The 23,569-nt window shown below is 65.6% G+C and carries 23 protein-coding genes and 1 riboswitch; of the genes, 16 read left to right on the forward strand and 7 right to left on the reverse strand.

Translation table 11 applies throughout. The annotated features are described in order from the left end of the window. Positions 1-95: 95 nt before the first annotated feature. Together BLT71_RS07355 and BLT71_RS07360 are read left to right on the forward strand one after the other, a co-directional pair. Positions 96-1,598 (forward strand): amino acid permease, encoded by a 1,503-nt coding sequence (locus tag BLT71_RS07355; RefSeq protein WP_091718886.1) that lies wholly within the window; start codon positions 96-98, stop codon positions 1,596-1,598. Positions 1,599-1,666: 68 nt separating this feature from the next. Next, positions 1,667-3,400: a flavin monoamine oxidase family protein gene (locus BLT71_RS07360; RefSeq protein ID WP_172829931.1), complete on the forward strand. Its 1,734-nt coding sequence runs from the start codon at positions 1,667-1,669 to the stop codon at positions 3,398-3,400. Here BLT71_RS07360 and BLT71_RS07365 read toward each other — a convergent pair. Both BLT71_RS07365 and purU read right to left on the reverse strand, forming a co-directional pair. Continuing rightward, positions 3,397-3,915 (reverse strand): gamma carbonic anhydrase family protein, encoded by a 519-nt coding sequence (locus tag BLT71_RS07365; RefSeq protein ID WP_091718888.1) that lies wholly within the window; start codon positions 3,913-3,915, stop codon positions 3,397-3,399. The two genes, BLT71_RS07360 and BLT71_RS07365, sit on opposite strands and share 4 nt — an antisense overlap. A gap of 82 nt (positions 3,916-3,997) precedes the next feature. Further along, positions 3,998-4,858: a formyltetrahydrofolate deformylase gene (gene purU / locus BLT71_RS07370; protein ID WP_091718889.1), complete on the reverse strand. Its 861-nt coding sequence runs from the start codon at positions 4,856-4,858 to the stop codon at positions 3,998-4,000. Positions 4,859-4,901: 43 nt separating this feature from the next. Next, positions 4,902-4,987: riboswitch (ZMP/ZTP riboswitch) on the forward strand. Positions 4,988-5,133: 146 nt separating this feature from the next. Between purU and glyA the strand changes: the two genes are divergently transcribed. The 11 genes from glyA (at position 5,134) to BLT71_RS07425 (ending at position 15,690) form a co-directional block, all read left to right on the forward strand. After that, positions 5,134-6,432, forward strand: coding sequence for a serine hydroxymethyltransferase (glyA, locus tag BLT71_RS07375; RefSeq protein ID WP_091718891.1), 1,299 nt, complete (start codon positions 5,134-5,136; stop codon positions 6,430-6,432). Between the two features lie 3 nt (positions 6,433-6,435). Continuing rightward, on the forward strand, positions 6,436-7,338 hold the full coding sequence (locus BLT71_RS07380) for a bifunctional methylenetetrahydrofolate dehydrogenase/methenyltetrahydrofolate cyclohydrolase (protein ID WP_091718893.1): 903 nt from the start codon (positions 6,436-6,438) through the stop codon (positions 7,336-7,338). Positions 7,339-7,467: 129 nt separating this feature from the next. Further along, entirely contained in the window at positions 7,468-8,445 is a 978-nt protein-coding gene (locus BLT71_RS07385) for an ABC transporter ATP-binding protein (RefSeq protein ID WP_091718895.1), read from the forward strand. Beyond that, positions 8,438-9,289, forward strand: coding sequence for an ABC transporter permease (locus BLT71_RS07390; RefSeq protein WP_091718897.1), 852 nt, complete (start codon positions 8,438-8,440; stop codon positions 9,287-9,289). Before BLT71_RS07385 ends, BLT71_RS07390 begins: the two co-directional genes overlap by 8 nt. Before the next feature lie 8 nt (positions 9,290-9,297). Then, positions 9,298-10,131, forward strand: coding sequence for an ABC transporter permease (locus tag BLT71_RS07395; RefSeq protein WP_091723880.1), 834 nt, complete (start codon positions 9,298-9,300; stop codon positions 10,129-10,131). A 69-nt stretch (positions 10,132-10,200) separates the two neighbouring features. After that, entirely contained in the window at positions 10,201-10,761 is a 561-nt protein-coding gene (locus BLT71_RS07400) for a hypothetical protein (protein WP_091718899.1), read from the forward strand. Between the two features lie 10 nt (positions 10,762-10,771). Then, positions 10,772-11,605: an exodeoxyribonuclease III gene (locus BLT71_RS07405; protein ID WP_091723882.1), complete on the forward strand. Its 834-nt coding sequence runs from the start codon at positions 10,772-10,774 to the stop codon at positions 11,603-11,605. Positions 11,606-11,623: 18 nt separating this feature from the next. Next, positions 11,624-12,667 (forward strand): tryptophan--tRNA ligase, encoded by a 1,044-nt coding sequence (gene trpS, locus BLT71_RS07410; RefSeq protein ID WP_091718901.1) that lies wholly within the window; start codon positions 11,624-11,626, stop codon positions 12,665-12,667. 4 nt (positions 12,668-12,671) lie between these two features. Further along, entirely contained in the window at positions 12,672-13,265 is a 594-nt protein-coding gene (locus tag BLT71_RS07415) for a 2'-5' RNA ligase family protein (protein WP_091718903.1), read from the forward strand. A 37-nt stretch (positions 13,266-13,302) separates the two neighbouring features. Beyond that, positions 13,303-14,277: a YihY/virulence factor BrkB family protein gene (locus BLT71_RS07420; RefSeq protein WP_172829932.1), complete on the forward strand. Its 975-nt coding sequence runs from the start codon at positions 13,303-13,305 to the stop codon at positions 14,275-14,277. A gap of 114 nt (positions 14,278-14,391) precedes the next feature. Continuing rightward, positions 14,392-15,690: an ABC transporter substrate-binding protein gene (locus BLT71_RS07425; protein WP_091718905.1), complete on the forward strand. Its 1,299-nt coding sequence runs from the start codon at positions 14,392-14,394 to the stop codon at positions 15,688-15,690. A gap of 39 nt (positions 15,691-15,729) precedes the next feature. On the opposite strand, the gene BLT71_RS07430 is transcribed toward BLT71_RS07425, so the two are convergent. The 5 genes from BLT71_RS07430 to sdhC form a co-directional block, all read right to left on the reverse strand. Continuing rightward, a complete protein-coding gene (locus tag BLT71_RS07430) occupies positions 15,730-16,500 on the reverse strand; it encodes an alpha/beta hydrolase family protein (protein WP_091718907.1) in 771 nt (256 codons plus the stop codon). 153 nt (positions 16,501-16,653) lie between these two features. Next, on the reverse strand, positions 16,654-17,436 hold the full coding sequence (locus tag BLT71_RS07435) for a succinate dehydrogenase iron-sulfur subunit (protein WP_015936415.1): 783 nt from the start codon (positions 17,434-17,436) through the stop codon (positions 16,654-16,656). Position 17,437: 1 nt separating this feature from the next. Next, a complete protein-coding gene (gene sdhA, locus BLT71_RS07440; RefSeq protein ID WP_091718909.1) occupies positions 17,438-19,237 on the reverse strand; it encodes a succinate dehydrogenase flavoprotein subunit in 1,800 nt (599 codons plus the stop codon). A 110-nt stretch (positions 19,238-19,347) separates the two neighbouring features. Next, positions 19,348-19,809, reverse strand: a complete 462-nt coding sequence (locus BLT71_RS07445) for a succinate dehydrogenase hydrophobic membrane anchor subunit (RefSeq protein WP_015936417.1) — start codon at positions 19,807-19,809, stop codon at positions 19,348-19,350. A gap of 3 nt (positions 19,810-19,812) precedes the next feature. Further along, complete coding sequence (gene sdhC / locus BLT71_RS07450; protein ID WP_015936418.1) at positions 19,813-20,193, reverse strand: succinate dehydrogenase, cytochrome b556 subunit; 381 nt, start codon at positions 20,191-20,193, stop codon at positions 19,813-19,815. A gap of 281 nt (positions 20,194-20,474) precedes the next feature. On the opposite strand from sdhC, the gene BLT71_RS07455 reads away from it, so the two are divergent. The 3 genes from BLT71_RS07455 (at position 20,475) to BLT71_RS07465 (ending at position 23,521) form a co-directional block, all read left to right on the forward strand. Then, complete coding sequence (locus tag BLT71_RS07455; RefSeq protein ID WP_091718912.1) at positions 20,475-21,608, forward strand: mannose-1-phosphate guanylyltransferase; 1,134 nt, start codon at positions 20,475-20,477, stop codon at positions 21,606-21,608. A 97-nt stretch (positions 21,609-21,705) separates the two neighbouring features. Then, a complete protein-coding gene (locus BLT71_RS07460) occupies positions 21,706-22,905 on the forward strand; it encodes an amidohydrolase (protein ID WP_091718914.1) in 1,200 nt (399 codons plus the stop codon). A 181-nt stretch (positions 22,906-23,086) separates the two neighbouring features. Then, complete coding sequence (locus tag BLT71_RS07465; RefSeq protein ID WP_091718916.1) at positions 23,087-23,521, forward strand: MarR family winged helix-turn-helix transcriptional regulator; 435 nt, start codon at positions 23,087-23,089, stop codon at positions 23,519-23,521. Positions 23,522-23,569 lie beyond the last annotated feature (48 nt).

Raw genomic sequence — 23,569 nt, forward strand, 5'->3', positions numbered from 1 at the left:
TATAGGTCACTTTGCACCCCATTGAGATGCCGCTCACACCCATACGCTGGGGTGGGGAACTCAACCATCCACCGACCCATGAACGGACGTCAACGATGACTGTGCCCACACTTCCAGGCCAGGTGACCGACCGCACGGACGGCCGCCCCTCGCTCGGCACGCAACTGCTCCGCCGCAAGCCCCTCGCACTGATGGCGGCTGAAGCGGACGCCGGCACCGGCGGGCCCCGGCTGGTGCGGAGCTTCGGCGTGCTGCAACTGACCATGATCTCCGTCGGCGCAACCCTCGGTACCGGCATCCTGGTGATCCTGGGCGAGTCCGTTCCCCTGGCCGGTCCGGCAATCTGGATCTCGTTTGCGATTGCTGGCCTCGCCGCCCTGCTGTCCGCCGTCTCGTACGCGGAAATGGCCGGGCTGGTGCCGGTTGCGGGCTCCAGCTACTCGTACACCTACGCCACCATGGGCGAAGGCATGGCGTGGATCTGCGGATGGTGCCTGGTCCTCGAATATGCGGTCTCGGTGGCCGCCGTCGCTGTGGGCGCCGGACAGTACGTCAACGAGGCGCTGGCTGTCTTCGGGTCGGTCCTTCCGGACGCGCTCTCGCAGCCCCCGGGCGACGGCGGCATGGTCAACGTTCCGGCCGTGGTGATCGTCCTCCTCGCCACGGTCCTGCTGGTCCGCGGCGCAAAGGAAAGCGCCTGGATCAACACCGCCATCGTGGCGGTCAAGGTTGGCATCCTGCTCTTCTTCTGCGCTGTGGCCTTCACGGCCTTCAACGCCGGCAACTTCGATCCCCTCCTGCCCATGGGTGCCGCGGGCGTCTCCGCGGCAGCTTCCCGGGTGTTCTTCTCCTACATAGGCTTTGACGCCGCTTCCACCGCAGGCGAGGAAGCACGCAATCCCAAGCGGGACCTGCCCCGGGCCATCATGCTCTCCATGCTCATTGTCACCTCCATCTACGTCCTGGTTGCCGTGGCAGCCATCGGAGCCCGGCCGTGGGGATGGTTCGACGGCACGGAGGCGGCACTGGTGAAGATCCTCGAAGAAACCACCGGGCAACCCTGGATCGCCTTGGTTTTCGCCGTCGGAGCCGTGCTGGCCATCGCCAGCATCGTCCTGACGGTCCTCTACGGCCAGACCCGCATCCTGCTCTCGATGTCACGCGACGGCCTGGTGCCACAGGTCTTCAGCCGCGTCTCCCGCCGGACCGGGACCCCCGCTGCCGGGACCCTGATCATCGGCACCGCTGTCGCGCTCACCGCCGGCCTGGTGCCCCTGGGCGCCCTGGCCGACGCCACCAGCATCGGCACCCTGTTCGCCTTCGCCCTGGTAAACGTGGCGGTCATCTACCTCCGCCGTGCCCGGCCCGAGCTCGAACGTACCTTCCGGGTGCCGTTCTTCCCCGTGACCCCGATCCTGGGCGCCATCATGTGCATCTACCTGATGGCCAACCTCGGCGCCGACACGTGGATCACCTTTGGGGTCTGGATGCTCGTGGGGGTGGCTGCCTACTTCGGCTATGGCCGCCGGAACTCCAAAGTGGCGGCCCTCAACGGCAGCGAACACCTGGACGTGCCAGCCGCCAACCACCAGTCCTGAACCACTCCTCCCGGCGAGAACCGGACACATTCCAACCAGCACGCAGCAACCCCGAAGGCAGATATTCAATGACCACCGCTACCGAGCTTCCCGCCTCCGACCCGTCCAGCACCTCAACCCTGAGGGAAGACGCTTCCCGGCATCCGGAGGAGCAGGCGGAGCCCATCACCATGCTCAACCCGGACTTCCCGTTCAGCTACGACCATTACCTGGCCCACCCCGGCGGTCTGGGCTCGGTTCCGGATGAACTGCTGGGCACCGAAGTCGCCGTCATCGGGGCCGGGCTTTCCGGCCTGGTCACCGCCTACGAGCTGATGAAGCTGGGGCTGCGGCCGGTGGTCTACGAAGCGGACCAGATCGGCGGCAGGCTGCGCACCGCGGCCTTCCCCGCGGCGCCGGGCGTCGTGGCGGATTTGGGTGGCATGCGCTTCCCCGTTTCCGGCAAGGCTTTCTACCACTACGTGGACCTGCTGGGGCTGGAAACCCAGGCCTTCCCCAACCCGCTGGCCGACGCAACGTCCAGCACGGTGATCGAACTTGCAGGCAAGAAGCACTACGCAGAGAAGCCGGGCGACCTGCCGCCGTTTTTCCGCGAAGTCGCAGACGCCTGGAAGGCAGCCGTAAATGACGGTGCGAAGTTCGGTGAGATGCAGGATGCCATCCGCCGGCGTGACGCTGCCCGGATCAAGGAACTCTGGAACGAACTGCTTCCGCTGATGGACGAACAGACGTTCTACGGCTTCATCGCCGCCAGCGACTCCTTTAAGGCGGCAGGTTTCGCACACCGTGAGGCTTTCGGCCAGGTGGGCTTCGGCACCGGCGGCTGGGACACCGACTTTCCCAACTCCATCCTGGAAATTCTGCGCGTGGTCTACACGGACGCGGACGACCAGCACCGCTTCATCCGCGGGGGAGCGCAACGGCTGCCCGAGGCACTGTGGCAGCACGCGCCGTCGGACCTGGTGCACTGGCCTGCCGGCACGTCCCTGGCGTCGCTGCACTCCGGCTCGCCCCGCGGCGCCGTGGGAAAGATCAGCCGGGACCCGGGCGGGAACCTGCGGGTCCGCGAGCGGTGGGGCCGGGAGGCCAGCTACCCGGCCGTGGTCACCACGTGCCAGTCGTGGCTGCTGTCCACCCGGATCCATACCGAGGAGGCGCTGTTCCCGGCCGAGCTGTGGACGGCCATCGAGCGCTCCCATTACATGCAGTCCTCCAAGACGTTCGTCATGGTGGACCGGCCGTTCTGGAAGGACATCGACCCGGAAACGGGGAACGAGGTCTTGTCCATGACGCTGACGGACCGGCTGAACCGTGCCACGTACCTGCTGGACAACGGTCCGGACCAGCCCGCCGTCATCCTGCTCTCCTACACCTGGAACGACGACGCACTGAAATGGCTTGCCCTCGATGCTGATGAGCGCGTGGAGCTGATGCTGCACTCGCTGGAGCAGATCTACCCGGGCGTGGACATCGCGGGCCACATCGTGGGCCAGCCCATCACTGTCTCCTGGGAGGCCGACCCCAACTTCATGGGCGCGTTCAAGGCCAACCTGCCCGGCCAGTACCGCTACCAGCAGCGGCTGTTCACGCACTTCCAACAGGACTCGCTGCCCGAATCACAGCGCGGCATCTTCCTGGCCGGCGACGACGTCTCCTTCACCGCGGGCTGGGCCGAGGGCGCCGTCACCACCGGCCTGAACGCGGTGTGGGGTGTCATCAACCACCTGGGTGGCGGTTCTGCAGAGGGCAACCCGGGCCCGGGCGACCTGCTGGATGAACTGGGTCCGATTAGCCTCGACTAGTGATGGAACTCGCGGTGTTGCGCCGCGAGCTCCACGTACCGTGACGCGTTGGCGCGGACGCCGTCGAACTCTTCCTCCGTCAGTTCCCGGCGCACCTTGGCGGGAACCCCGGCCACGAGCGAGCGGGGCGGGACCACGGTTCCTTCCAGCACCACGGCGCCGGCCGCCACCAGCGAACCGGTGCCGATCACCGCGCCGTTCAGGACGGTGGCGCCCATCCCGATGAGGCAGTCGTCCTCCACGGTGCAGCCGTGGACGACGGCGGCGTGCCCCACGCTGACCCGTTCGCCCACCGTGCAGGGGAAGCCGGGGTCGGCGTGCAGCACTACGTTGTCCTGCAGGTTGCTGCCGGCACCCACCGTGATGGCGGCGGTATCCGCGCGGACCGAGACGCCGTAGAACGCGCTGGAGTCCTCAGCCAGGGTGGCGTTGCCGATGATGGACGCCGACGGGGCAATGAACGCTGATTCGTGAACGGCGGGGGATTGACCGCCGAAAGGGTATAGGGGAGCCATGGCTTCACCCTAAGCCACCCCTGCACCCAACTGAGTAGCAATAGATGCCGTTTTGGCGCCTCAAAACGGCATCTATTGCGACCTAGTTGAAGACCACGGTCCGGTTGCCGTCCAGCAGGACCCGGTGTTCGGCATGCCACTGCACGGCCTGGACCAGGGTGCGGCCCTCGACGTCGCGGCCCATCTGCACGAACTGCTCGGGAGTCCGGGCATGGTCCACCCGGATGACTTCCTGCTCGATGATGGGGCCCTCATCCAGGGCAGCGGTGACGTAGTGGGCGGTGGCGCCGATCAGTTTCACGCCGCGGGCGTGGGCCTGATGGTAGGGCTTGGCACCTTTGAAGGACGGCAGGAACGAGTGGTGGATGTTGATGGCCTTGCCGGTGAGGTCGGTGCAGAGCTCATCAGAAAGGATCTGCATGTAGCGGGCCAGGACGGTCAGCTCGATATCGTGCTCGGCAATCAGGGCGCGCAGCTTGTCCTCGGCCTGCTCCTTCGTGTCCTTCGTCACCGGGATGTAGTGGAACGGGATGCCGTAGAACTCGGCCAGCCCGGCCAGGTCCCGGTGGTTGGAAACAATGGCGGGAATCTCGATGGGCAGCGTGCCGGAGCGCTGCTGGAACAGCAGGTCGTTGAGGCAGTGGGCTGACGTGCTGGCCATGATCAGGGTTCGGACCTTGTCGCCCACGGTATTGAGGCTCCACTGCATGGAGAAGGCCGCCGCCACCGGTTCCAGGGCTGCCCGCAGTTCGGACGCAGGAGCCGCGGTGGTGACCTCCACCCGCATGAAGAAGTTGCCGGTGGCCGGGCTGCCGTACTGCTGCGAATCCATGATGTTGCTTCCCGCCACCAGCAGGGCGCCGGCCACTGCGTGGACGATTCCGGGGCGGTCCGGGCAGGACAGGGTCAGTACGTAGGCTTGGTTCAGCTGGTCTTCATTCACGCGTAATAGCCTACCCGCGCGGCAGGTGCCGGTTTTGGTAGGCTGGGAGCGTCGCAACTGGCGTTGGGTGGCTAACCACCAGGGAGCGGCAATCACGAAGACCACGGATCGTACGCCTGGGCCGAGGGTCATGTTTTGCCGGAATTGGGCTGCCCTGCGCCAGCGCAGCAGCACCATGCCGGGCGCTTTCACGCCCTGTCATCAAGGCGGTGCGGGAGTGCGCCAGCCGGTAGCCTGACCTTAGCAGTGCCCGTTTCCCTAGCCAGGAGTTTTTCGTGACTACTACAGCCACCTCAACCACAGCAGTGAGCAACCAGCCGCTGGCCGAGCTCGACCCCGAAATCGCGGCAGTCCTGGACCAGGAGCTTGGCCGCCAGCGCGGTACCCTGGAAATGATTGCCTCCGAGAACTTTGCCCCGCGCGCCGTCATGGAGGCACAGGGCTCCGTCCTGACCAACAAGTACGCCGAGGGCTACCCGGGCCGCCGCTACTACGGCGGCTGCGAATACGTCGACGTCGCAGAGCAGCTGGCCATCGACCGGGTCAAGGCCCTGTTCGGCGCCGAGTACGCCAACGTCCAGCCCCACTCCGGTGCGCAGGCCAACGCCGCCGCACTGTCCGCCATGATCACCCCGGGTGACAAGATCCTGGGCCTCTCCCTGGCCCACGGCGGCCACCTCACGCACGGCATGAAGCTGAACTTCTCCGGCAAGCTCTACAACGTGGCTGCCTACCAGGTTGAGGAAGACAACTTCCGCATTGACATGGACAAGCTCCGCGAGCAGGCCATCGCCGAGAAGCCGCAGGTCATCATCGCCGGCTGGTCCGCCTACCCGCGGCAACTCGACTTCGCAGCCTTCCGCTCCATCGCCGATGAGGTGGGCGCGCTCCTCTGGACCGACATGGCACACTTCGCCGGGCTGGTTGCCGCCGGCCTGCACCCGAGCCCGGTCCCGCACTCCGACGTCGTGACCTCCACCGTGCACAAGACCCTCGCCGGTCCCCGCTCGGGTGTGATCCTGGCCAAGGAACAGTGGGCAAAGAAGCTCAACTCCAGCGTCTTCCCGGGCCAGCAGGGCGGCCCGCTCATGCACGTCATCGCAGCCAAGGCCGTGGCCTTCAAGATTGCCGGTACCCAGGAATTCAAGGAGCGCCAGGAGCGCGTCCTGGAAGGCGCCAAGATCATCGCCGACCGCCTGAACCAGTCCGACGTCGCCGAAGCCGGCGTCTCCGTCCTGACCGGCGGGACCGATGTGCACCTGGTCCTCGTTGACCTGCGCAACTCCCAGCTGGACGGCCAGCAGGCCGAGGACCTCCTGCACTCCGTGGGCATCACCGTCAACCGCAACGCGGTACCGTTCGATCCCCGCCCGCCGATGGTCACCTCCGGCCTCCGCATCGGTACGCCTGCACTGGCTACCCGTGGCTTCGGTGCCGCCGAGTTCACCGAGGTCGCCGAGATCATCGCCACCGCTCTCAAGGCAGGCACCGGCACCGACGTTGAAGCCCTCCAGTCCCGCGTGGACAAGCTCGCCGCCGACTTCCCGCTCTACCCCCAGCACGAGCAGTGGTAACCAATGACTGAAACCACCACCGCACAGATCCTGGACGGCAAGGCCACCGCCGCTGCCATCAAAGCCGAGCTGACCGAACGCGTGGCCGCACTCAAGGCCAAGGGCGTTACCCCCGGCATCGCAACTGTGCTTGTGGGCGCCGACCCCGCCTCGCAGCTGTACGTCTCCATGAAGCACAAGCAGTCCGTGCAGATCGGGATGAACTCGATCCAGCGCGAGCTGCCTGCTGACGCCACCCAGGCCGACGTTGAGGGCCTCATTGATGAACTCAATGCGGACCCCGCCTGCCACGGGTACATCGTGCAGCTGCCGTTGCCCAAGCACCTGGACACCGACGCCATCCTCGAGCGGATCGACCCCGCCAAGGACGCCGACGGGCTCCACCCCACCAACCTCGGCCGCCTGGTGCTCAACGTCAACGGAGAGATCACCACTCCGCTGCCGTGCACGCCCCGGGGCGTCATCGAGCTCTTGGAACGCAACGGTTACAGCCTTTCCGGCAAGCACGTGGTGGTGGTCGGCCGCGGCGTCACGATCGGCCGGTCCATCGGACTGCTGCTCACCAGGCGGGCTGTCAACGCCACGGTGACGCTGACGCACACGGGCACCAAGAACCTGTCGGAGCTGCTCAAGCAGGCGGACGTCATTGTGGGCGCCGCCGGCGTCAAGCACATCGTCAAGGCCGCGGACGTAAAGCCGGGCGCTGCCCTGCTGGACGTCGGCGTTACCCGGGAAACCGATCCGGAGACCGGCAAGAGCCGCGTCCACGGCGACATCGAGCCCGCCGCCGCAGAGGTGGCCGGCTGGATCTCGCCGAACCCCGGCGGCGTGGGTCCCATGACGGTTGCGCTGCTGATGACCAACGTGGTCGAAGCCGCGGAACGCTCGGTCGAATCGGTCGGCTAGCCACGGGAAACGAGCGCACGACGGCGGCGCGGAACCTTTCAAGCGAAAGGTACCGCGCCGCCGTCGGCCGTTAGCCCCAAACTGCAAGTGCCCTTCCACATCCCCGGCACCTCAACTAGTGTGCGGAGGGTGCACAACGAAGCCTTCCTGCCGTCCGGCACCCGGTCCGGCAGCCCGCCGTCGCGCCCCATCGTCATCGCAGCCGACAACCTGACCAAGAAGTACGGCGACCTCGCGGCCGTCAACGGGATTTCCTTCTCCGTGCCCGCGGGGGAGTCCTTCGGGCTCCTCGGCCCCAACGGCGCCGGAAAATCGACCGCGATGAAGATGATCGGCGGGGTCACCCGGCGCACGTCGGGCACGCTGGACATCATGGGTTTGGACCCGGACACGCACGGCCCGGAGGTGCGCGCGCACCTGGGCGTGGTGCCGCAGCAGGACAACCTGGACGAGGAACTGAGGGTCCGGGACAACCTCCTGGTCTACGGCCGCTACTTCGGCCTGCCCATGAGCTACCTGAAACCCAAAGCCGACGAGCTGCTCGAATTCGCGCAGCTGACCGACAAAGCCAGATCCAAGGTGGACGCCCTGTCCGGCGGGATGAAGCGGCGCCTGACCATCGCCCGGTCCCTCATCAACGAACCCCGCATCCTGCTCCTGGATGAGCCCACCACCGGGCTTGATCCGCAGGCGCGGCACATCCTGTGGGACCGCCTGTTCCGGCTCAAGGAACAGGGCGTCACGCTGATCCTCACCACCCACTACATGGACGAAGCAGAGCAGCTGTGCGACAGGCTCATCGTGGTGGACAAGGGGCGGATCATGGCTGAAGGGTCACCGGCGCGGCTGATCCGCGAGCATTCCACCCGGGAAGTGGTGGAGCTGCGCTTCGGCTCCGAACGGAACACCACCATCGCGTCCGAGCTGGACGGCATCGGCGAACGCCTTGAGGTGCTGCCGGACCGTGTACTGATTTACGCGGACGACGGCGAATCAGCCCTTGAGCAGGTCGCTTACCGCGGCCTGCGGCCGCTGACCTCGCTGGTCCGCAGGTCTTCGCTGGAGGACGTTTTCCTCCGGCTCACCGGACGGAGCCTCGTTGACTGACGCACGCGGTGTACGACCGCGTGCCCTGCAGGCCCACGGCCCCGAAGTCGCCGCCGCCAGGGCGCGGCGCTGGGGAGCCTTCTACTACGCGGAGCAGGTGCTGCGCGTGATGAAGGGCTACAGCTGGTCCATAGTGATGTACAGCGTGGGCCAGCCCGTGGCGTACCTGTTCGCCATGGGTGTGGGACTGGCCACGCTGGTGGACGGGCAGGGCGGCGCAGCCTTTGGGGGAGTCAGCTACCTTGCGTTCATCGCCCCGGCACTCCTGGTGTCCGCCGGCGTGATGACCGCAGCCAACGAGTTCACCTTCCCGGTGATGGACGGGTTCAAGTGGCGCCGGACCTACTACGGCCCGCACGCTTCGCCGCTGACCCCCGGACAGATTGCGGCCGGCCACATCATGGCCGTCACGCTGCGCCTGCTGCTCCAGTCCGCCATCTACTTCCTCGCCGTGGCACTCTTTGGCGCTTCGCCGTCCAGCTGGGGCTGGGCAGCCATCCTGGTGGCCACCCTGACAGGGCTTTCATTCGGACTGCCGCTGATGGCCTACTCCGCCTCCATCACCGAGGACAAGGGCCAGTTCGCCCTGGTGATGCGGTTCATCGTGATGCCGCTGTTCCTGTTTTCGGGAACCTTCTTTCCGTTGGACACCCTTCCGCTGGCCGTGCGCTGGATCGGCTGGATATCGCCCATCTGGCACGGCACCGAACTGGGACGGGTCCTCAGCTACGGCTACCAGGAACCGCCCCTGCTGACGCTCCTGCACCTCGCCGTTCTCCTTGGCCTGGCGGCGCTGGGCTGGACACTGACCCGCCGCCGCTTCGCCCTGAGGATGGGCCAGTGAGCACCCGCATGAACCAAGGAAGCCCGGCGGGCACGGCAGCTGCGGCAGCCCGTGACCGGACCTTCGGCCCGCTGTACTCCCGCAACGCGAGGGCCGTCATCGCCCGCGGCCTGATGGCCACCAGGAGCACCAACTGGCTGGTGATGCTGTCCGGGTTTTTCGAACCGGTGCTCTTCCTGGTCTCCATGGGGGTGGGGCTCGGAGCCATCGTCGGCGCCGTTGAAGGTCCCGATGGCACCACCATCAGCTACGCGGCCTACATCGCCCCCGCACTGCTGGCAGTCTCCGCAATGAACGGGGCGGTGTACGACTCCACCTGGAACGTGTTCTTCAAAATGAACTTCGCCAAGCTGTACCAGGGCATGCTGTACACATCGCTGGGACCGCTGGACGTTGCCCTCGGCGAGATCTTCCTGGCCCTCCTGCGCGGCATGCTCTACGCCACCGGCTTCACGGCCGTGATGGGAGTGATGGGTCTGATCACCTCACCCTGGGCCCTGCTGATGATCCCGGCCTCGGTGCTCATTGCGTTTGGCTTCGCGAGCCTGGGCATGGGAATCACCAGCTTCCTGAAGACCTTCCAGCAGATGGACTGGATCAACTTCATCCTGCTGCCCATGTTCCTGTTCAGCGCCACGTTCTACCCGCTGAGCGTCTACCCGGAACCCATCCAGTGGTTCATCCAGGCCATGCCGCTCTGGCACGGCGTGGAGCTGCTGCGCCAGATCAGCGTCGGCGTCTTCACGGCGGCCACTGCGGTGCACATCGGCTACTACCTGGTGATGACCGCCGCGGGGATGCTCCTGACCACCCTCCGCCTGCGGGCCCTGTTCCTGAAGTAGCCCCCCTGGTCTGTTCGCCGGGGGTGGAAGGCGGCCGGAGCATGCCGGGCCATTTGAGAGAATAGGTGCATGCAATCTCTGGGCAACCCCAATTCAGCTCCCCACGCCGCCAAGGGCGGTTTCTCGATGTTCCGCATCAGCGGACCCGGACTGATGGTCCTGGTGACCGCGTTCATCGTTGCCGTGATCTTCGCGGCAAACCAGAACGACGTCGTGGGCTGGGTTGTCGCCGTCATCGCCTTCTTCTGGCTGGCCCTCGCCTGCTTCGTGGTCTTCAGCATCCAGAAGGCGGCCAAGAAAGCCGGGGCGAAGCTCAGTGAGGCCCAGAATGCCTTCACCACCGCAGCCGGCCGGGGTCCCACGCAGTCAGCGGCGGACCATGGCGGAACCACCGTGGTGTCCGAACGCAGCCAGGCCGATGAGGTCCGCGACCTGAAGCTGGACCACTCCTTCAAGATCGTCCAGGTGCAGATCCGCGTTGTGGAGGAGGAACGCGCCAAGGGTGCAGCCGCCAACCAGGACACCATCCACCGGGCCCTTGAAACGATTGAAATCACGGCCACCAATGCGCGGGACATGATCAGGTCCTCCGGCAACGGCGAGCCCGTAGCCGGAACCATCATCGACTAGAGTGGAGCGGGTGAGCTCGGCATTGAAGAAGGACCACCTCCGCATCGCATCCGTTAACGTGAACGGTTTGCGGGCTGCCTACAAGAACGGCATGGCCGCCTGGCTGGAGCCGCGGGATGTGGACATCCTCTGCCTCCAGGAAGTCCGTGCGCCTGATGCCATTGTCCGGCAGTTGCTGGGCGAAGGCTGGCACATCCTGCACGCCGAAGCCGAGGCCAAGGGCCGCGCCGGCGTTGCCATCGCCTCCCGCGAAGAGCCCATCGCCACCCGCAACGGGATCGGCGACGACTACTTTGCCACCGCCGGCCGGTGGGTCGAAGCCGATTTCCGCGTGACCGATGCCTCGGGGGAGCGCGTGCAGCTCACCGTCGCCAGCGCCTACGTGCACTCCGGCGAGGTGGACACCCCCAAGCAGGACGACAAGTACCGCTTCCTCGACGCCATGAGCACCCGGCTTCCGGAGCTGTCCAAGCACAGCGACCATGCCTTGGTGGTGGGTGACCTCAACGTGGCCCACACGCCCCTGGACATCCGGAACTGGAAGGGCAACCTCAAGAAGGCCGGATTCCTGCCGGAAGAACGGGCATACTTTGACCGGTTCCTGGGCGGGGAGATCGGCTGGCACGACGTCCACCGGACCATGTCCGGCGAGATGGACGGGCCCTACACCTGGTGGTCCTGGCGGGGCAAAGCCTTCGACAACGACGCCGGCTGGCGCATCGACTACCACCTGGCGACGCCGGCGCTGGCAGCCTCGGCAACCTCCGCCGTCGTGGACCGCGCAGCAACGTATGACACCCGCTTCTCCGACCATGCCCCGCTGGTAGTGGACTACCAGCTCTAAGCCCCGAAAGTTTCACGCATGACACTCCAGCCCACCCCGGCCGCCAAGAAGCGCATCCTTTCCGGTGCCAAGCCCACCGCCGATTCCCTGCACCTGGGCAACTACATCGGAGCCGTCCGCAACTGGGTAGACATGCAGGCCGAATACGACGCCGTGTTCTTCATCCCTGACCTGCATGCCATCACCGTGGACTTCGACCCCTTGGAGCTTGCCAAGCGCACGCGCATCGTGGCCGCCCAGTACATCGCGGCCGGGATCGACCCGGATAAGAGCATCTTCTTCGTCCAGTCCCACGTGCCCGAGCACGCCCAGCTGGCCTGGGCGCTGAACTGCATCACCGGTTTCGGCGAGGCCTCCCGGATGACCCAGTTCAAGGACAAGACCCAGAAGTCCGGCGCGGACACCGCAACCCTGGGGCTGTTCGCCTACCCCACGCTGATGGCGGCTGACATCCTGCTGTACCAGACGGACCTGGTACCCGTGGGTGAAGACCAGCGGCAGCACCTCGAGCTCACCCGCAACCTTGCGCAGCGGTTCAACACGAAATTCGGCGACACCTTCACCGTCCCTGAGGCCACCATCCTCAAGGAAAGCGCGAAGATCTACGATCTCCAGAACCCCAGCGCCAAGATGTCCAAGACCGGAGAGTCGCCCAACGGGGCCATCCAGCTGCTGGAGGACCCGAAGATTGCCGCCAAGCGCATCAAGTCCGCAGTAACCGATGCCGGCACGGAGATCAGGTTCGACCCCGAGGAGAAGCCCGGCGTTTCCAACCTGCTCACCATCTACTCATCACTGACCGGCAAGCCGGTGGCGGACCTTGAGGCCGAGTACGAGGGCAAGATGTACGGCCACCTCAAGGTAGACCTCGCTGAAGTGGTGGTGGACTTCGTCACCCCGCTGCGTAACCGGACCAACGAGCTGATGGCCGATCCTGCCGAGCTGGACCGGCTGCTGGCCCTTGGCGCGGAACGGGCGCGCGAGATTGCCTCCGTAACGATGGCCCAGGTATACGAGCGCATGGGCTTCCTGCCGTCCCACAGCCTTGCAGGAGTCCGCTAGCACCATGTCTTCCAGCGTCGGCGTCATCCTCGGGTTCCCGCCTGACATCGCAGCAGAGCTCCAGCAATGGCGTGCGTCCTTCGGCGATCCGCTGGCCGGCGTGGTGCCTGCGCACATCACGCTGGTGACCACCACCCCCACCCATGATTGGGAGGCCACCCTGGCCCACGTTCGGGACGTGGCCCGCCGGCAAAGCCCCTTCATGGTCACCATCGCCGGGACCGGATCCTTCCGCCCCGTTTCACCGGTGGTGTTCATCAAGGTCGAGGACGGTTTCGACGAATGCGTCGAGCTGCACGAAAAGCTCCAGCAAGGCCCGCTGCAGCGTGACCTGCCCTTCGCTTTCCATCCGCACGTCACCATTGCCCACGATGTCAGCCCGGAAAGCCTCGATGAGGCGGAAACGGTGTTGAAAAGCTACAAGGCCACCTTCCCCGTGGTTAGCATGGGACTCTACGAACATGATGCAGACGGCATCTGGCAGCTACGGGAAGAGCTGGACTTTGGGACCGAAACTGACAACGACGCCGGCACCCGATTCGCGGACGGTGCTGCGGAAGCGGCATCCCGAACCGGCGGGGCAGCCTCTTCCCACTGAGCGGGCCAAGCTTCAGCTGGCCGTCAGCCAAAAGCGGATGGACTGGAGCAAGGCGCGGCGGTCCGGCGGCGGGGGGATCAAGTCCCTCCTGGCCATGGTCCAATGGCTGCTTGCCCGGCTGAACGCCTTCCGTCCCATGCGCGCCTTCAGGCATTACAGCCTCCAGCACGGTCCGCTGATGAGCGCCGGCATCGGCTTCAACATGTTCTTCTCCATCACCGGCCTGCTGGCCACCGGGTTCTCCGTTGCGGGGCTTGTCCTGCGCGGACAGCCTGCACTGCTGGACAGCATCGTCAGCAGCGTGGCCTCCAGTGCCCCGGGCCTGTTGAAAGTGGACGGCGGAACGGGACTGGTGGACCCCCAGGACCTCCTCAACCCGCAGGGCCTGGGACTCACCGCCATCATCGCCGCCATCGTCACCATCATCACCTCCCTGGGCTGGATCAACGGGCTTAGGGACGGGCTGCGGGGCGTCATGGAACTGCCGCCCCTGGTGGTCAACCCCGTGGTCCTCAAACTGCGGGATGCGGGCACCCTGCTCCTTCTCGGGGTAGCCCTCGTCATCAGCGCCGGTGCGTCGCTGATTTTCGGGACGGCAGCAGGCTGGGTATCTGAGGTCCTGCACCTGGACGATGCTGTGGCAGGCCCGCTGACGACGCTTATCAAAATCGCCGTTCCGCTGGTCCTGAGCTGGGTAACAGCCCTCATCATGTTCCGGCTGGCCGGCGGACTCAAGCTCTCACGCCGAGCCCTGCTGGAAGGCACCATCCTGGCAGCCATTGGCACTACGGTGCTGCAGATCTTCAGCACCGAGCTGCTGGGCGGTGCCGGCCGCAATCCCATCCTGGCGCCGTTTGCCATCATCATCGGGCTGCTCATCTGGTTCAACTTTGTCAGCCAGGTGTACCTCGTCTCGGCAGGCTGGGCGGCCGTCCGTGAAGCCGACCTGGCCGCGGGGGACAAGCCGCGCAAATCGATCCTCGGCGCCCGCCACACCATTCCCCAAACCTGAACAGCCCGCGTCCGGCCTCGCGGACCGGCAAGGCCGGCCGGGGCCTGTTGGCGGCCAACCCCTTTGTGATACGTTTCACGAAACCGTTTTCTGACGAGGGAAGAAGCTGGCCCGATGACGCGTCTCAGTACCCACCGACTCCGCAAATCCGTTGCAATGCTCAGTGCGGCATGCCTGCTTGGACTGACAGCGGCGTGCTCCGCACCGTCGGGCGGAGCTGCCGACGGCCCGGTGGAGATCCGTTTCGCCTGGTGGGGAAATGCGGGGCGGGCAGAGCTCACCAACAAAGCCATCGCAGAATTCGAAGCCGCGAACCCGGACATCAAGGTGAAGCCCGAGTTCGGGGACATCGGGGGGTATTTCGACAAACTCGCCACCCAGGTGGCCGCTAACGATGCGCCGGACGTCATCACCATGGGCGGCGCCTACCCGGCCGAATACGCCAACCGTGGAGCGCTGCTGGATCTCTCCAAGGTGTCAGGCCAGCTCGACCTCGCCAAGCTGGACCAGGGGGCGCTGGACAACGGCCAGGTCCAGGGCAAGCAGTACGGCATCTCCACCGGCGCCAACGCCTTGGCCATCGTGGTGAACCCGGCAGTCTTTGCGGCAGCCGGCGTTCCCCTCCCGGACGACACCACCTGGAGCTGGGAAGACTTCGCCGAAACCGCGGCAAGCGTGACGGCGAAGAGCCCCAAGGGCACCTACGGGACGGCAACGGTCCTCACCCACGACTCCCTGGACGCCTTCGCCCGTCAACGGGGGGAGTCGCTCTACACCCAGGACGGCCAGCTTGGCCTCACCAAGGAGACAGTCCAGGACTACTTCGACTTCTCCCTCAAACTCAGCGAGTCCGGCGCCGCGCCCAACGCCTCCGAAACAGTGGAAAAACTCAGCGTCAGCACCGAACAAACACTGATGGGCATGGGCCAGGCCGGCATGATGCTCACGTGGAGCAACTCCCTGACAGCGCTCAGCAAGGCTTCCGGCGCCGAACTGAAACTCCTCAAGCTCCCGGGCGAAAAGCCCACACCGGGCATCTGGCTCCAGTCGTCGCAGTTCTACACCATTTCGGCCCGAAGCAAGCACCCCGAAGCCGCGGCCAAGCTGGTGAACTTCCTGGTCAACAACCAGGCGGCGGCCAAGATCATCCAAAGCGACCGCGGCGTCCCGAGCAACCCCGAAATGCGCACTGCCATCCAGGACCTCCTGACACCGCAGGGCAAAGTGGAGGCCGCATACATCGGCGAGATCGGCAAGATGGACTTCGCGCCCACCTACATCGGACCCACCGGTTCGACGGCGGTCTCCGAGATCACGGCGCGGATCAACACCGACGTGCTGTTCAAGCGCCTGACGCCGGAGAAGGCCGCCGAACAATGGATCAGCGAGAGCAAGGCCGCCATCGGCAAGTAGCCAGCGCCCGGACGGCCGGCCTCAACAGCCTGGCGCAGGTCAGTGCGCGGCGTCGAGGTACTGGTCGGCCCAGGCGGCGATGATCCTGGCTGCCCGTGCAGCCTGCCCCTTGCCGGTCAGGAGGTGGTCGCTGCCTTCCAGGGAGACAAAGTTCCGGGGGTGCCGGGCGGTCTGGAAGATGGTGCTGGCGTTCTCGATGCCCACGGTGTTATCAGTGGGGGAGTGGAGCACCATCAGGGGCTTGTGCAGCTGCCGGATGCAGTCCGTGAGGTCGGCGTTTTCCAGGTCTTCCACGAAGTGCCTGCGGATCTCCACTCGCTTGCCGCCCAGATCCACCTCCGCGCTGCCTTCGCTCAGGATCCGGTCCAGGGCGGCATCGAAGACGTGGGCCACGTGCTTGGGCGAGAAGGGGGCACCGACTGTTGCGACGGCGTCGAGCTCCGGAATCTCCCGGGCCGCGGCCAGGACTGCCGCGCCGCCGAAGGAGTGACCCACCAGCAGCGAAATTTCCTTGCCCTCGCTGCGCATGAATTCCGCAGCCTTGACCGTGTCGGCAACCTTGTGGCTGAAGGATCCGGCAGACCACTCGCCGGCCGAACCGCCCAGGCCCAGGTTGTCGAACCGCAGCATGCCCACGCCGCTGTCCGCAAGGGCCTTGCACATCCGGGACGCGGACGGGCTGTCCTTGCCCAGGGTGAATCCGTGCGAGAACACACCCCAGCCCTTGACGGGGCCTTCCGGAATGTCGATGATCCCGGACAGTATCTCTCCGGTGGAACCGGCGAATGTGACCTTCTCTGTGCGGGACACGGTGTCCCCTTCCTGTCGGACGGGCTTGCCCCATCACTTGGAGTCCCCAAACAAGCGGAATGGGAACCCTAAGTGATAGAGCAACGGGGGTTTAACGTTCGACGGCGCCACTCACCACGTGGGGTGAGTGACGCCGTCGTCCGCTGGTGATCCTTAGATCTTGCGGGAGAGGATCGCCTGCTTGACCTCGGCGATCGCCTGCGTCACCTGGATGCCGCGGGGGCATGCTTCGGAGCAGTTGAAGGTGGTGCGGCAGCGCCACACACCTTCCTTGTCGTTGAGGATCTCGAGGCGCATGTCGCCAGCGTCATCACGGGAATCGAAGATGAAGCGGTGGGCGTTCACGATGGCCGCCGGGCCGAAGTACTGGCCGTCGGTCCAGAACACCGGGCAGGAGGACGTGCACGCAGCGCAAAGGATGCACTTGGTGGTGTCGTCGAAGCGCTCACGGTCCTCAGCGGACTGGAGGCGTTCCTTGGTGGGCTCGTGGCCCTTGTTGATCAGGAACGGCATAACCTCGCGGTAGGACTGGAAGAACGGCTCCATGTCCACGATGAGGTCTTTCTCCACCGGCAGGCCCTTGATGGGTTCCACCGTGATGGGCTTGGACGTATCCAGGTCCTTCAGGAGGGTCTTGCAGGCGAGGCGGTTGCGGCCGTTGATGCGCATGGCATCGGAGCCGCACACGCCGTGGGCGCAGGAGCGGCGGAACGACAGGCTGCCGTCCATCTCCCACTTGACCTTGTGCAGGGCGTCTAGGACGCGGTCCGTGCCGTACATGGTGAGGTGGTAGTCATCCCAGGTGGCCTCCTCCGAGACCTCCGGGTTGTACCGGCGGACGCGCATGTGGACATCGAACGTGGGGATTTCGCCGCCCCCGCCGACGCCGGCAGGCAGTTCAATCTTTGAGGCTGGCTCAGCGATTTCAGCGGTCATCTTAGTACTTCCTCACCATCGGCTCGTAGCGGGTAAAGACGACCGGCTTGGTGGCCAGCCGGATCCCGGCGATTGCTTCCGCCGATCCGTCAGCCGGCGCGTGGTCATCCTTGTACGCCATGGAGTGCTTCATGAATTTCTCGTCGTCACGGTCCGGGAAGTCCTCGCGGAAGTGTCCGCCGCGGGATTCCTCACGGTGCAGGGCAGCAACAGTCATGACCTTGGCCAGTTCCAGCAGGAAGCCCAGTTCCACGGCTTCGAGGAGGTCAAGGTTGAAGCGCTTGCCCTTGTCCTGCACGTTGATGTGCTTGTAGCGCTCCTCGAAGGAGGCGATGTCGCGCAGGACCTGGTTCAGGGTGTCCGCGGTGCGGAACACCTGCATGTTGGCGTCCATGGTGTCCTGCAGTTCCTTGCGGATCTGCGCCACCTTTTCGTCGCCGGTGCCGTTGCGGGCGATGTCCAGCAGTTCCGTGGTGTAGTCCAGCGGGTTCTCCGGCAGCTCTACGAACTGGGCCGTCTTGGCGTATTCCGCTGCGGAGATGCCGGCACGCTTGCCGAACACGTTGATGTCCAGCAGCGAGTTGGTGCCCAGGCGGTTGGAGCCGTGGACGGACACGCAGGCCACCTCACCCGCGGCGTACAGGCCGGGGATCACTGTGTCGTTGTCCTGGAGGACTTCGGTTTCGATGTTCGTGGGGATGCCACCCATGGCGTAGTGCGCGGTGGGGAACACCGGCACCGGCTCCGTGTAGGGCTCCACGCCAAGGTAGGTGCGGGCGAACTCGGTGATGTCCGGGAGCTTGGCGTCGATGTGCGCCGGTTCCAGGTGGGTCAGGTCCAGGAGGACGTAGTCCTTGTTCGGGCCGCAGCCGCGGCCTTCACGGACTTCGTTGGCCATGGAACGGGCCACGATGTCGCGAGGTGCCAGGTCCTTGATGGTGGGGGCGTAGCGCTCCATGAAGCGTTCACCCTCCGAGTTGCGCAGGATGGCACCCTCACCGCGGGCGGCCTCGGACAGGAGGATGCCCAGGCCCGCAAGGCCGGTCGGGTGGAACTGGAAGAACTCCATGTCCTCCAGGGGGATGCCGCGGCGGAACGCGATGCCCATGCCGTCACCGGTCAGGGTGTGGGCGTTGGACGTGGTCTTGAAGACCTTGCCGGCGCCGCCGGAAGCGAACACCACGGACTTGGCCTGGAACACATGCAGTTCGCCGGTGGCGAGGTCGTAGGAGACCACTCCGGCAACACGCTTCTGCTTGTAGGGGGTGCCGTCTTCGCGGACTGCATCCTCTTCGACCGTCAGCAGGTCAAGGACGTAGTACTCGTTGTAGAACTCAACGTTGTGCTTGACGCAGTTTTGGTACAGGGTCTGCAGGATCATGTGGCCGGTACGGTCCGCTGCGTAGCACGCACGGCGGACGGGAGCCTTGCCGTGGTCGCGGGTGTGGCCACCGAAGCGGCGCTGGTCGATCCGGCCTTCGGGCGTGCGGTTGAACGGCAGGCCCATCTTTTCCAGGTCGAGCACGGCGTCGATGGCTTCCTTGGCCATGACCTCGGCGGCGTCCTGGTCCACCAGGTAGTCACCGCCCTTGACGGTGTCGAACGTGTGCCACTCCCAGTTGTCTTCCTCGACATTGGCAAGGGCTGCACACATGCCACCCTGCGCCGCACCGGTGTGCGAGCGGGTGGGGTAGAGCTTGGTCAGTACTGCTGTGCGCGCGCGCTGACCGGATTCGATCGCGGCGCGCATGCCAGCGCCACCGGCACCGACGATGACGACGTCGTACTTATGGACCTGCATAACAGACGCTCTTTCTCTCAAAATTCGCAATAAAACAAACGGGGGCGTGTTGCTGTCCCCGCACAACAGGGCCCGCGGTTTATGCCCGCGGGCCCGGGATGATGCTGGTGCTAGGCAGGGCAGAAACCGCCAGGCAGCGGAACGCCGTCCACCACGGGGCACGGATCGAAGGTGAAGATCACCAGGGTGCCCAGGACGATGATGACGACGGTGGCCGAGTAGAGGACCGTCTTCAACCAGCGGCGGGTTGAGTCCTTCTCGGCGTAGTCGTTGATGATGGTGCGCACGCCGTTGGTGCCGTGCAGCATGGCCAGCCACAGCATGGCAAGGTCCCAGAACTGCCAGAACGGATCTGCCCACTTGCCGGCCACGAAGCCGAAGTCGATGGCGTGGATGCCTTCGCCCACCATGAGGTTCACGAACAGGTGCCCGAAGATGAGGACCACCAGCACTACGCCGGAGAGGCGCATGAACAGCCAGGCGATCATCTCGAAGTTGCCACGGCTTCCGCCGTTGCGGCGGTACTGGGGTGCGATCCGCCCGCTGCGGGGGCTCTCGATGGTTGCAGTCATGGCTTAGTGACCTCCGAGGGCGAGGGACAGGTGGCGGATGGAGAAGGCGACCATGGTGACAACCCAGAGGCCCAGGACTGCCCAGAGCATCTGGCGCTGGTACTTGGCGCCCTTCTTCCAGAAGTCCACCGCGATGATGCGCAGGCCGTTGAAGGCGTGGAACACGATCGCAGCGACAAGTCCGGTCTCACCCAGCGCCATCAGCGGATTCTTGTAGGCGCCAATGACGGCGGTGTACGCCTCCGGGGACACACGCACCAGGCTTGTGTCCAGGACGTGGACCAACAAGAAGAAAAAGATCACTACACCGGTAATACGGTGTCCTACCCAAGACCACATGCCTTCACGGCCGCGGTACAAGGTGCCAGCTGGTTTTGTCGGCACTGATAAACCTCCCTGCAACACAGCGGCGCTGGCATGAGATCCACGCGGGGGGAACGCCTGCTGCGAGAGCACTCGTAGCTCAGGCCTAAATCTAGGCTTCGCTCACAGCTTATTCAATTTAGGAGCATCTTGCTGCCCAGCAGTGGCGCGGTTTTTCTGAATTTATGAGACAAACGCCACAAAGCCTTGCTCCGAAAGCGGCTGTCCTGCTTCCGGGCGGGGTCCCTGGCGCGGGTCCGTCTACGCAGGCAACCGCACCCGTTCGGCTAAAGTAGGCCTTGATGAGTACAGACAAAGTGACAAGCCCGGTATCACCTCTTGACCGCTTCTATGCGGTGATTCCGGCCGGCGGAGTGGGGACCCGCCTCTGGCCCCTGTCACGAGCCGCAGCTCCCAAGTTCCTTCACGATCTCACCGGGTCGGGCAGCACCTTGCTGCGCGCCACCTACGACCGGCTCCAACCGCTTGCGGGGGACCGGATGCTGGTGGTCACCGGAAAGGCGCACCGCGATGCTGTGTGCAGGCAGCTTCCGGAAGTACAGGACGCGGACCTGGTGCTCGAATCCGAGCCCAAGGATTCCGGTGCCGCGATCGGACTCGCTGCCGCCATCCTGCACGAACGCGATCCGGACACCATCATGGGATCCTTCGCCGCTGACCAAGTGATCAGCCCGGACCAGCTCTTCCAGGAAGCAGTCCGCGAGGCCATCTACACCGCCGCCGCCGGGAAGATTGTCACCATCGGCATCAAGCCCACGCACCCGTCCACGGGCTTCGGGTACATCCGTTCGGGCCAGGTGCTCCGCGTTGAAGGCGCGCCCAGCGCCCAGGACGTGGTGGAGTTCGTGGAAAAGCCGGACGAGACGGTGGCCCAGCAATACGTCGACAGCGGCAACTACGTCTGGAACGCCGGTATGTTCGTCGCTCCCGTGGCGTTGCTCCTCAAGCACCTGGAAGCCAACCAGCCCGAACTGTTCCAGGGGCTGCAGGAGATCGCCCGCGCCTGGGACACCCCGCAGCGGGATGAGGTCACGGCGCGGGTATGGCCCACGCTGCCGAAGATCGCCATTGACTACGCCGTGGCCGAACCTGCCGCGGAAGCCGGGGACGTCGCCGTCGTGCCCGGAACCTTCCGGTGGGACGACGTCGGAGACTTTGCCTCAGTGGGCCGGCTCAACTCCGCCAAGGAAGTGGATGACGTCACGGTGCTGGGCGAGGGTGCCCGCGTCTTCACGGAGAACTCCAGCGGCGTGGTGGTCACGGACACCAAGCGCGTCATTGCCCTGATCGGCATTGAAGACGTGGTGATCGTGGATACGCCCGATGCCCTCCTGGTCACCACCATGGCCAACTCGCAGCGGGTCAAGGCCGCCGTGGACGCCCTCAAGGCCAGCGGCGACACCGACGTCCTCTAGGACACCGCAGCCCACATCCCGGGTACCAGCAGTGCCCGGGATGTAACGCGGCGACTGTGATGGACGCTATTGCGGCCGCGATCGCTAGAGTGAAGCAGTGCGCAATTACACTACTGAAGCCGAACCCACCGCTTTGGTGGCTCCGTGGCTGGAGCCGCTCCTGCCGGAACTGATCGAATTCCGCCGGGACCTGCATGCGCATCCGGAACTTTCGTTCAAGGAATACCGCACCACTGACAAGCTGGCCGAGCGGCTGGAAGCTGCAGGCCTGGCGCCGCGCCGCCTTGAGGGGACCGGGCTCACGGTGGATGTTGGTGAGGGCCCCATTGCCACGGCCCTCCGCGGGGACATCGATGCCCTGCCCATCATCGAGGAAACCGGCCTGCCGTTCGCGTCAAGGAATCACGGTGTCACGCACGCCTGCGGCCACGACGTCCACACCACCACCATGCTGGGGATCGCCCTGGTCCTGCACCGCATGCACCAGGAGTCGCCCCTGGGCGGGACCATTCGCATCATCTTCCAGCCGGCCGAGGAAACGATGCCCGGCGGTGCCCATGCGTGCATCGAGCAGGGCGTGCTGGAGGGTGTTCCCCGGATCCTTGCATTGCACTGCGATCCCCGGATCGAAGTGGGCAAGATCGGAACCCGCATCGGGGCCATCACGTCGGCTTCGGACACCATCCGGATCGAGTTGTCCGGCCGCGGCGGCCACACCTCCCGGCCGCACCTCACCGAAGACCTCGTCTTTGCCCTGGCCCAGATCGCCGTGAATGTGCCCGCCGTGCTGTCCCGCCGGGTTGATGTCCGCAGCGGCGTCTCCGTGGTCTGGGGCCAGATCTCCGCCGGCTCCGCACCCAACGCCATCCCCGGGGTGGGCTACATGGCCGGCACCATGCGCTGCCTGGACCGCGAAGCCTGGCATGCCGCCGGTGAACTGCTCGATGAGGTGGTCCACCAGGTGGCGGCGCCGTACGGCGTGGACGTCCGGCTGGAGCACACCAGGGGAGTGCCGCCGGTGGTGAACTCCGAGCATGAGACCGCCCTCATCGAAGCATCCGCCCGCGCCGAAATCGGCGAGAGCGCCGTGGTGCTCACCCCCCAGTCCATGGGCGGGGAAGACTTCGCCTGGTTCCTGGCCGAACTGCCCGGCGCCATGATGCGGCTGGGCACCAAGACGCCGGGCGGCGAGGAATACGACCTGCACCGCGGGGACTACATCCTGGACGAAAGGGCGCTGGGTCTCGGAATCCAGGTGCTGACGGGCGCGGCCCTGCGCACCATCCGCGACCTGTAGGCCGCGTTCCCGGCTTAGCGGCAGGGGAACCCCCGGCCGCACCGCGCGGCCCACGCAGGCACGAAGAAGGCGCGACGCCGGCACTTACCAAAGTGCCGGCGTCGCGCCTTTTTGCGCGTCCGGGGGAGCGGCGTCCGAAAGTAAGTTGTGCACAATTGAATTGTGGACTAGCATTGTGGTTGTGACTGATGCTCCCCGCCTCGACCGGCAAGTGTGTTTCGCCCTCTACTCGGCATCCCGTGCTGCCACGGCCGTATATCGGCCCGTGCTGGAGGAATTGGGACTCACCTACCCCCAGTACCTCGTCATGCTGGTGCTGTGGGAGAACGAGCCGCGCGGGGTCAAGGATCTCGGCCACGAGCTCGGCCTCGACTCCGGAACGCTGTCCCCGCTGCTGAAGCGGCTTGAAGCCCTGGGCCTGGTGGAACGCCGCCGCTCCGGAGACGACGAGCGCCGGGTGGCCGTCCATCTGACGCCCGCCGGGAAGGACCTGAGCAGCAAGGCCGGGGCCATTCCCCAGCGCCTGGCCGACGCCGCCGGACTCACGGCCGGAGAGCTTGAGCAGTTGCGCGGAACCCTCGCTAAACTCACCGCCGCCCTCCACGACGCGGTCTGAAACATCCCGCCACAACGCTCCCGCAAGGCCCAAGAATTTACCCAGACA

The organism is Pseudarthrobacter equi, assembly GCF_900105535.1.
Taxonomy (GTDB): domain Bacteria; phylum Actinomycetota; class Actinomycetes; order Actinomycetales; family Micrococcaceae; genus Arthrobacter; species Arthrobacter equi.

Coding starts and splice junctions, on each gene's coding strand:
- BLT71_RS07415 (WP_091718903.1), top strand. CDS start 12,672: ATGTCTTCCAGCGTCGGCGTCATCCTCGGGTTCCCGCCTGACATCGCA.
- BLT71_RS07365 (WP_091718888.1), bottom strand. CDS start 3,915: ATGGCTCCCCTATACCCTTTCGGCGGTCAATCCCCCGCCGTTCACGAA.
- BLT71_RS07380 (WP_091718893.1), top strand. CDS start 6,436: ATGACTGAAACCACCACCGCACAGATCCTGGACGGCAAGGCCACCGCC.
- trpS (WP_091718901.1), top strand. CDS start 11,624: ATGACACTCCAGCCCACCCCGGCCGCCAAGAAGCGCATCCTTTCCGGT.
- sdhA (WP_091718909.1), bottom strand. CDS start 19,237: ATGCAGGTCCATAAGTACGACGTCGTCATCGTCGGTGCCGGTGGCGCT.
- BLT71_RS07445 (WP_015936417.1), bottom strand. CDS start 19,809: ATGACTGCAACCATCGAGAGCCCCCGCAGCGGGCGGATCGCACCCCAG.
- BLT71_RS07395 (WP_091723880.1), top strand. CDS start 9,298: ATGAACCAAGGAAGCCCGGCGGGCACGGCAGCTGCGGCAGCCCGTGAC.
- BLT71_RS07420 (WP_172829932.1), top strand. CDS start 13,303: ATGGACTGGAGCAAGGCGCGGCGGTCCGGCGGCGGGGGGATCAAGTCC.
- BLT71_RS07435 (WP_015936415.1), bottom strand. CDS start 17,436: ATGACCGCTGAAATCGCTGAGCCAGCCTCAAAGATTGAACTGCCTGCC.
- BLT71_RS07355 (WP_091718886.1), top strand. CDS start 96: ATGACTGTGCCCACACTTCCAGGCCAGGTGACCGACCGCACGGACGGC.
- BLT71_RS07455 (WP_091718912.1), top strand. CDS start 20,475: ATGAGTACAGACAAAGTGACAAGCCCGGTATCACCTCTTGACCGCTTC.
- BLT71_RS07400 (WP_091718899.1), top strand. CDS start 10,201: ATGCAATCTCTGGGCAACCCCAATTCAGCTCCCCACGCCGCCAAGGGC.
- BLT71_RS07360 (WP_172829931.1), top strand. CDS start 1,667: ATGACCACCGCTACCGAGCTTCCCGCCTCCGACCCGTCCAGCACCTCA.
- BLT71_RS07425 (WP_091718905.1), top strand. CDS start 14,392: ATGACGCGTCTCAGTACCCACCGACTCCGCAAATCCGTTGCAATGCTC.